11 protein-coding genes and 1 pseudogene are annotated in these 8040 nt (G+C 71.4%); 1 reads left to right on the plus strand and 11 read right to left on the minus strand.

The genetic code is table 11. From position 1 onward, the window contains the following. From VFF46_RS34550 to VFF46_RS34600, 11 genes and pseudogenes are all read right to left on the minus strand, one after another. Positions 1-259, minus strand: a pseudogene (locus tag VFF46_RS34550) (hypothetical protein); the annotation flags it as partial. A gap of 20 nt (positions 260-279) precedes the next feature. Then, positions 280-1011, minus strand: coding sequence for a TadE/TadG family type IV pilus assembly protein (locus tag VFF46_RS34555; RefSeq protein ID WP_325041455.1), 732 nt, complete (start codon positions 1009-1011; stop codon positions 280-282). Continuing rightward, positions 1008-1430: a TadE family protein gene (locus VFF46_RS34560; protein WP_325041456.1), complete on the minus strand. Its 423-nt coding sequence runs from the start codon at positions 1428-1430 to the stop codon at positions 1008-1010. The genes VFF46_RS34555 and VFF46_RS34560 overlap by 4 nt, the downstream gene beginning before the upstream one ends. Positions 1431-1441: 11 nt before the next feature. Beyond that, positions 1442-1870 carry a TadE family protein gene (locus tag VFF46_RS34565; protein ID WP_325041457.1) on the minus strand — a complete coding sequence of 143 codons (429 nt, stop codon included), beginning with the start codon at positions 1868-1870 and terminating at the stop codon, positions 1442-1444. Positions 1871-1876: 6 nt separating this feature from the next. Next, positions 1877-2095, minus strand: a complete 219-nt coding sequence (locus tag VFF46_RS34570; RefSeq protein ID WP_325041458.1) for a hypothetical protein — start codon at positions 2093-2095, stop codon at positions 1877-1879. A 100-nt stretch (positions 2096-2195) separates the two neighbouring features. Further along, positions 2196-3116, minus strand: coding sequence for a type II secretion system F family protein (locus tag VFF46_RS34575; RefSeq protein WP_325041459.1), 921 nt, complete (start codon positions 3114-3116; stop codon positions 2196-2198). Continuing rightward, positions 3113-4018 carry a type II secretion system F family protein gene (locus VFF46_RS34580; RefSeq protein ID WP_325041460.1) on the minus strand — a complete coding sequence of 302 codons (906 nt, stop codon included), beginning with the start codon at positions 4016-4018 and terminating at the stop codon, positions 3113-3115. Before VFF46_RS34580 ends, VFF46_RS34575 begins: the two co-directional genes overlap by 4 nt. A gap of 4 nt (positions 4019-4022) precedes the next feature. Next, a complete protein-coding gene (locus VFF46_RS34585) occupies positions 4023-5333 on the minus strand; it encodes a CpaF family protein (RefSeq protein ID WP_325041461.1) in 1311 nt (436 codons plus the stop codon). Then, on the minus strand, positions 5330-6130 hold the full coding sequence (locus tag VFF46_RS34590; RefSeq protein ID WP_325041462.1) for a hypothetical protein: 801 nt from the start codon (positions 6128-6130) through the stop codon (positions 5330-5332). Before VFF46_RS34590 ends, VFF46_RS34585 begins: the two co-directional genes overlap by 4 nt. After that, a complete protein-coding gene (locus VFF46_RS34595; protein ID WP_325041463.1) occupies positions 6130-6864 on the minus strand; it encodes a hypothetical protein in 735 nt (244 codons plus the stop codon). The genes VFF46_RS34590 and VFF46_RS34595 overlap by 1 nt, the downstream gene beginning before the upstream one ends. Positions 6865-6916: 52 nt before the next feature. Beyond that, positions 6917-7396: a hypothetical protein gene (locus VFF46_RS34600; RefSeq protein WP_325041464.1), complete on the minus strand. Its 480-nt coding sequence runs from the start codon at positions 7394-7396 to the stop codon at positions 6917-6919. Between the two features lie 109 nt (positions 7397-7505). On the opposite strand from VFF46_RS34600, the gene VFF46_RS34605 reads away from it, so the two are divergent. Further along, positions 7506-8040 (plus strand): hypothetical protein (locus VFF46_RS34605; RefSeq protein WP_325041465.1); only part of this gene is annotated, 535 nt, incomplete at its 3' end.

Raw genomic sequence — 8040 nt, forward strand, 5'->3', positions numbered from 1 at the left:
CGGCCGGGTTCGACGCGAAGTTCCCGGCCTGGACGAACACCTGCTTGGCGGCCGGCGCGGTCGGCTTCGCGCTGGTGGCGGGCTGGGTCGGCGCGCTGCTCGGGGTCTCGCTCGGATCCGCGGACGGCGTGCCCGAGGTCGTCGTACCGGAGCCGCCGCCGGCCGGGGCCGGGAGGCCGCCGTCGTTCGAGTTCTTGCCGCAGGCACTCAGCAGCAGGAGGCCGCAGAGCACCGCGGCCGGGATGGCAAACGTACGCACGAAGAACAGTCCTCCGTTGGCTAGCGCCGGTGTGGTGGCGGCGACTTCTTGGGGCGGCCGGTCGGGACCGACTTGGACGGTGTCGGCGTCGTGCTCGGTGTCCCGGAAGGATTCGGCGTCGGCGTCGGGGTCACGTTCGGCGAGCAGGTGGCCGGGAACGGGAACGGGGTCAGCGTCCAGACCGGCGTCGGCGAGCCGGCGGTCCAGGTCGGGCACGGCAGGTCGATGACCGGCGGGACCGCGGTGGTGATCGGGATGTTGCCCGGGCCGTCGGGGCTGGAGTTCACCACGATCGGCGGGATGGTCGGGCTGTCGTCGGCCTTGTCGACGCCCTGTTCGGCGTGTGCCTGGCCGACGCCGGACGCCTTCAGGGACTGCTTGCCGATCAGGCCGAGGAAGGTGGTCTTGTTCAGGATGTCGACCTGGATGTCGACCTCCTTGTCGGTCAGCGTGGTCGGGCCGCAGGCGGTCACGGTCGGGTCGTTGGACTGCACCTGGCCGCAGAACCCGGCGATCGCGGTGGCCGCCTTGGCGGTGTCGATCTTTGCCTCGGCCGAGTTCAGCTGGATCGCGGCGGCGCCGACCCGGGCGGCCTCCTGGGCGTACCCGACCGCGCGGGACCGGGCGCCGAGCTGCCGGCCGCCGTCGATCACCAGCCCGGCCAGGGTGAAGATCATCACCGCGAGGATCGCCACCGCGGGGCTCAGCGCGCCGCGCTGGGACCGGCGGTGCGGCTGGTCAGGAGCCGTCACCCTCGCACCCCCCGGTACGGGTCCAGCGAGGACGTGAAGCGCTTGGTGATCTTGGTGTCGCCGCCGAGCCCGAGCAGGCCCAGGTCGCGGTAGTTGATCGTGCAGGTGACCTCGACCGACAACGGTGACCCGGCAACGAACCCGGTGGTGATCGAGCCACTCGCGGACTCCTTGCAGGACGTCACCGCCTGCCCCGTGGCATCGCTGACGGCCTGGTCGACGCGGCCCTGCGCCTCCTGCAGCGACCGGGCCTGGCTGGCGCCGCGGGCACCGTCGCGGGCCGCGCTCTCCAGCAGCGAGGAGGTCTGCAAGTACCGGCCGCAGGCGAGCAGGAACATGAACAGCGCCAGCAGTACGGGCGCCAGGATCACCATCTCCAGCGCCATCGTGCCGCGCTCCCGGCGCCGCCTGCGAAGCATCCTCCGTACCCTCACTTGTCGGCCTGGAACTGCTCGATCGGGCCGGTGGCGGTCCGGCTGACCTTCAGGTCCAGGCCAGGCACCAGCGAGACGGTGTCCCCGGTGACCGTGAACGAGACCATGCCCTGCGGGCTGTTGTACGACGGGAACGGGACCGTGGCGTTGCGCAACGTCGTACCGCCGACCTGCTGGGCGTACGACTGGATGTCGGCGCGCACCTTCTCCCCCACGGCCGCGGTGTAGACCGTCGGCTGCACCAGCCGCAGCCGGGACACACCCTCCTGCGCGGCGTTCAGCGCGACGGACCGCCCGTACAGCCAGAGGGCGGTCTGGATGGAGACGAAGATCAGCGCCAGGATCGCCGGCGCCAAGATGGCCAGCTCGAGCGTGCTGACCCCCCGCTCCGACCGCCGCCGGAGACGCCGCCACGCCGACCGCATGACGGGTCAGCCCTTGTTGATATCTGAGGTGTGCTTGTCGATGACGCGCTTCACCACCACGCCGATCGCCAGCGCGGCGACGACCAGGATGCCCGAGATGATCGCCCACTCGAGTGCGGAGGCTCCCAGCTCCGTGTGCCCCTGCCGGGCCCGCGCGCGCTGGGCCTGCGCCCGCGCCACCGCATAGCCGGCCATGGCCCGCCAGAACATCAACTCCGAGGTCATTCGCATGCCTTCCAGATCGTGAAGCCGTCGCCGGCCTCAGTATGACGTGTTCGACGGACCACGCCGCCCAACGGATCCCGTGCCCGCATCACTGTTCGGCCTAACTTCCGAGGATGGCCACACCGGCCGGGAAGGCCAGGAACAGGAAGAACGCCGCGATCATCACCAACTGCGCGACGAGCATCGACTGCGAGCGCTCGCCGGCCTTGCCTTCGACGTCGGCCAGTTCCTTGCGCCGCAGCGACGCGGCCCGGGCGAGCAGCGACGACCGGATCTTCGCGCCCTCGTCGCCGGCCAGCGCGAGCGCCGCGGCCAGGTCCCGGAGTTCCTCCACGCCGAGGTCCTCGCCCAGCCGGGCCATCGCGTCCCACGGCGTGATGCCGATCAGTCGCGCGTTCGCCAGCGCCTGCCGGATCCGCGCCATCGCCCAGTGGTCGCCGATCGTGGACGCGGTCATCAGTGCCTCCGGCAGGCCGCGGCCGCCGGCCAGGTTCATCGCGACCAGGTCCAGGAAGCTGCCGACCACGTGCCGGAAGTCGCGGCGCCGCTTCTCCGCCTCCTGCCGCAGCGCCAGGTCCGGCAGGAAGAACGCCAGCGCCATGAACGCCAGCGTCACGATCGCCGGGCTCGCACCGGGCGCGCTGAACCCGATCGCGGAGAACAGGAACAGCACGATCGGGATCAGGATCATCGCCCCGAGCGCGAAGAACACCTTGGTCGCGAGCATCGCGGCGAACGGCTGGTTCATCACCGCCAGGTCCCGGCGGAGCTTGCCGAACGCCCAGCCGCGGGCGTTGGCCTCCAGTTCCAGCCGGCGGCCGAGCGACTCCCGGGCCCGGTCGACGCCGCCCAGCACCCGGTCCCCGGCCGCGCTCGCGGTCGCCCCGCCGGCGTAGCCGCCGCGGCCCGCGTCGATCCGCGCGATCGTGGAGAGCACGTTGGCCCGCGGCTTGATGAACATCCGGACCAGCAGGTACACGCCGAGCCCGGCGAGACCGCCCGTGATGAAGGCCCACGTCATCCGTTCACCACCTCCATCCGTTCGTCACCCTGCCGGTTGGTCCCGTGGTCCTTGGCGACACCGATCAGGAACCGCTCCGGTACCTCGATCTTCGCCAGCCGCCGCAGCCACAGCAGACCGAGCGCGTACAGCCCGATCACGACGGTCAGCACCACCTGCCCGACGAAGCTCCGGTACGGCGCCATGTACGCCGGGTTGAACAGCACCAGGCCGGCCGCCATCGCCAGCGTGATCGCGACCACCACCTGCACGCTGCGCCGGGTGGACCGCCGTTCCGCGGCGACCTTCCGCCGTACGTCGAGCTCCTCGCGGGCCGAGTCCGCGAGCGCGCTCAGCACCTCGCGCAGTCCGGGGCCGCGGAGCCGTGCGTTCAGGACAAGGGCGGCGACGATCAGGTCCGCGGACGGGTCGTCGAGGTCGTCGGCGAACCGCATCAGTGCCGACGGCAACGGTTCGCGGATCCGCAGCCGGTCGACCAGCAGGTTCAGGCCGGGCTTGATCGCGGGCGCCGCGTTCACCGCCGTGGCCGGGATCGCCTGCTCCAGGCCGACCGCGCCGGCGATCGTGTCGCGGAGCGCCTCGGTCCAGGTGGCCAGCGCGTCCAGCCGGTCGATCGCCCGGCGCTCCTCGCCGCTGCCGCCGAAGAACCGGTCCGCCATCCCGGCGAGCAGGCCGAGGGCGACCGCGAGCACCAGCCACTGGGTCACGACCAGGACCAGCAGGCCGACCCCGATTCCGGCGCCGAGCCGGATCAGGTTCTTGCGGTTCTCGGCGCTCCGGTTCCGGAACAGCGAAGGGGTCTCGTTCTTCGGCTCGGTACCGCGGATCGCGACGATCAGCAGCAGGATCGCGCCGCCCACCACCGCTCCGCAGAGCAGCGCTCCCAGTGTCTCCATGCTCATCGCATCACGCCCACGTCCCGTGCACGAGTGGCTGGTAGCCGAAGTGCTCGAGTTCGTCCATGCACGCGATCGGCGCGTGCGCCGCGGCCCGGCCGTCCGGTCCCGGCGCGAACACCTCGCCGGACAGCACCCGCCCGTCCCAGCCGGTCACCTCACGGATGCTCTCGATGTACCGGCTGACGCCGCCGCCGCGCTGGTAGTCGTTGTGCCGGCGGACGAACACCACGAAGTCCAGCGCCCCGGAGATCAGCATCTGGGTGGCGTCCATCGGCAGCCGCTCCCTCGCCTGGATGGCGTACGTACTGATCCGGTTGAACACCTCCATCGAGCTGTTCGAGTGGATCGTCGACAGCGAACCGTCGTTGCCCTGGCTCATCGCGTTCAGCATCGTGACGATCTCGTCGCCGAGCACCTCACCGACGATGACGCGGCTCGGGTTCATCCGCAGCGAACGGCGGACCAGGTCGGCCATCGTCACCTCGCCGACGCCCTCGGAGTTCGGCAGCCGTTCCTCGAACGCGACCACGTTCGGGTGCAGGTCCTTGAACTCGCCGAGCCCGAGCTCGAGCGACCGCTCGACGGTGATCAGCCGCTCGTGCGGCTGGATCTCGTTGGCCAGCGCCCGCAGCAGGGTGGTCTTCCCGGAGTTCGTCGCGCCGGCGATCATGATGTTCTTCCGGGCCGCGACCGCCGCCCGGAGGAACGAGCCGACGTCGTCGGTCATGGTGCCGTTGACAACCAGGTCCTTGAGGAACACCCGGCCGAGCCGGGCCCGGCGGATCGACACCGCGGGCCGCGACGTCACGCCCATCACGGCCGAGAGCCGGGAGCCGTCCGGCAGCCGGAGGTCCAGCTGCGGGTTCGCGGAGTCGAACGGGCGGCTGGTCAGGCCGGCGTGCGCGGCCAGTACCTGGATCAGCTCGATCAGTTCCTCGTCGCTCTCGGCCACCGGGCCGGGCGTCTCCTCGCGGCCGTCGCCGTACTGCACGAAGACCTGGTCGCAGCCGTTGATGTCGATGTTCTCGACCTCGGAGTCGTCGATCAGCGGCTGTAGCCGGCCGACCCCGAACAGCGCGGAGTGGATGGCGCCGGCGATCTGCGCGTCGTCGTCCGGCGTCGGCGGCGTCCGGCCCTCGGCCAGCTCGTACCGCGCGTGGTCCTCGAGCACCTGCACGATCAGCGACCGGGCGTACTCGCGCTCGTCCTCCGCGCTCATCGGAGGTACGCCGTTCACCTGGTCGCGGCGGCGCTGCTCGTTCAGCCGCTCCGCGACCTGGACCCGCAGCCGCCGGACGAGCTCCTGGTCAGCGCTCATCCGAACTCACCTGGCGGGAACGCCGCGTTCGCCATGTCGAAGTCCTGCGGCGGCGGAGAGGCCACCAGCGACGCCATCTCGCCGGTGATCACGCTCGCGGACCGGATCAGCTGGGTCTTGTCGAGCCGGCCGTGCCCGCGGCCGTCGAAGAACGCCGCGCCGGCCGGGTCGTACGCCAGGTGCCACCGGTGCCGCACCGGCAGCGACATCGCGTCCAGGACGGACCACACCTGCTTGACACCGTCCCGCTGCTTCGGGTCCGCGACTACGACAACTCCGAGCTGCGCGTCCACGTGGTGCACCAGCGTGGACAGCCGCTCGCGCAGGTGCGCCACCGACGAGCCGGTCGCCGTACACACCATCACGACCAGGCGCGCGGACTGGATCACCGGCAGTTGCGGCGACTGCGCGCCGATCCGCCCACAGTCCGCCAGTACGTCGCTCTGCTGCATCTGGTTGAACGAGATGCCGAGCGGGTGCCACAGACCGCCCATCCCGCCCACCTGCTCGGGCGAACGGACACCGAGCAGTACGTCGAGACCACCGTCCAACTGCTGGCTGTGCGCCAGGATCACCTCGTCGCCGAGGCCCTTCCGGCTCGCCGCGGCCAGGCTGACCAGCCCGCGGTCGGAGTCGAGCGGTGCGCCGGCCGGGCCGGTCATGCGGATCGCCACGTCACTGCCGGCCGGGTCGCACTCGGCCAGCAGCACCTGCCGCGGCCAGAGCGCGCCAATGACAAGGCTCGCGGTCGTCACACCCGGAGAGCCCTTCGCGCTCGCCAGCGCCACCAGAGCCATCAGTTCGACCCGTTCGCCACGTCGGTCTTGGTACCCGGCGCCAGCTTCGCCACCGACAGCGTCTTGGCCGCGGCGGCGGCGGCGACCATGCCCACCTTCGACTGCGGGACCAGGATCGTGACGTTGAGCGAGCTGTTCGCACTGGTCTTGCTGTCGGTGATCGCACCCGCGCTCGAGGTCACGGTGGCCGCGCCGACCAGCTCGGTCGAGCTGCCGCTGCTGTCGTTGCCGCCGGGGACCCGGAAGACCTGGACGACGTCCCCTACGCTCAGCCCGTCGGACGGCGCGTGGCCCGCGTCCAGGCTGACACCGACCAGGGCGCCGGTCTGCGGGATCGGCTGCTGGCCGTCCTTGGTGAAGTTCTCCGGCGTCACGAACTGGTCCTTGTACAGCCAGCTGGTCGTGTAGCGGCCGACGTACTTGCTCGCCTCGGACCACGGGACCAGGCCGCCGGTGGCGCCGGCCAGGTCGCCGCGGGAGAAGTCCTTGGCCTCGATCCGGTGGCCGGGCGGCAGCGCGTCCGCGGAGATCGCGACGAAGTCGGTCCGGTTGCCGCTGTTCAGCGCGATCAGCGCGGACCCGGCGGCACCGAGCAGGATCAGGATGACCGCCAGCGCGGCCAGCGCGGGACGTCGTTCCCGTCCGCTCGGGAGGCGGGTCGAGCCGCCACCCGCCGGCCGGCCCGCGGAGCGGGACCCTGGGGAAGAGGTACGCGTGGAGGACGAGAGACTCACGCGCCTACCGTAATGGCAGCAAGGTACCAATCGGGCCGGCAGGCCGGTGCCGTTACCGCGCCGCGACCCGCTCCCGCTCCCGCGGCGTGAGCAGCTGGTTGAACAGTCCCGGACCGCCGTACAACTGGTCTAGATAGGCATACAGCGCCCGCAGGCAGAGTCCGACCTGTCGTTCCCACGCCGGGCGTGCGGTCATCCACTCGGTCAGCTCCCGTCCCTGGGCCAGCGTGACGGCCGCATTCACCGGCTGGTCCATCCGGTTCGACGTCGGATCCCACGCGGTGTTCGGGCCCCGGACGGCCTGGACCGCCGCGGCCAGGTGGTCGAGCTGCGCGCCCGTGGAGAAGGACCCGAACCCGTACCGGCCGCGGGTGGCGTCGGTGCCGTGCAGCTCGTCCAGGTACTCGCACAGGGCGAGGAACAGTTCGATGGCGTCGTACTCCTGGTCGCCGGTCGCGATCCGCCGCAGCTCGTGGACCGTCTGGCGGGCGTCGCTGACCGTCCACTCCGACTCACCGAACGTCTCAGTCATGCAGCGGATCCTAGGTGGACGGCTGGGCGTAAATCGTTAACAGTTCGGGTAGAACGAGTTGCTGGCGAGTAACCGATTGTTTGCTAGATTCCGGAACCAGAGGGTCCTGGTGACAACTGGTGAGCACCGGGACACTGAACGGGAGGGGGTGATCGGCCTGTCCACACCCACATTGCCGGCCGCCGCGGCGACGGTTCGGGCCCGCTGGGCGGTCGGAAGTGCCCTCGGGATCCTGCACCCGTCGGCGGTGCCGCTGCGCGACGGCCGGGTCCGGCTCAGCACCCGCCACGACCTGCTGAACGCCCAGGTGCTGCGGTCGCTGCAGGAGCAGCTGACCCGCCGGGCCGCCGACCGGGTCACCGAGGACCGCCTGCTGGCCGAGTCCGTCGCGATCCTCGGCGCCGAGGTCGCCCGCGCCCGCGGGGAAGAACCGGCCCGCGGCGCGACCGATGCCCTCGACCGGTACCTCGGCGGCCCGGGCCTCAGCCCGTCGCAGCGCGCCGAGGCCGAGGCGATGCTGCAGGTGGCGCTGGCCGGCGCCGCGGCGCACGACCCGGAGGCCGCCGAGCGGCTGCGCCGGATCCCGCAGCCGGGACCGGTCGTCCGGACCTCGGAGATCGTCGGTACGTCGGGCCTGATCAGCC

The sequence above is a fragment of the Kribbella sp. genome (assembly GCF_035655035.1).
In the GTDB taxonomy this organism is placed as follows: Bacteria; Actinomycetota; Actinomycetes; order Propionibacteriales; family Kribbellaceae; genus Kribbella.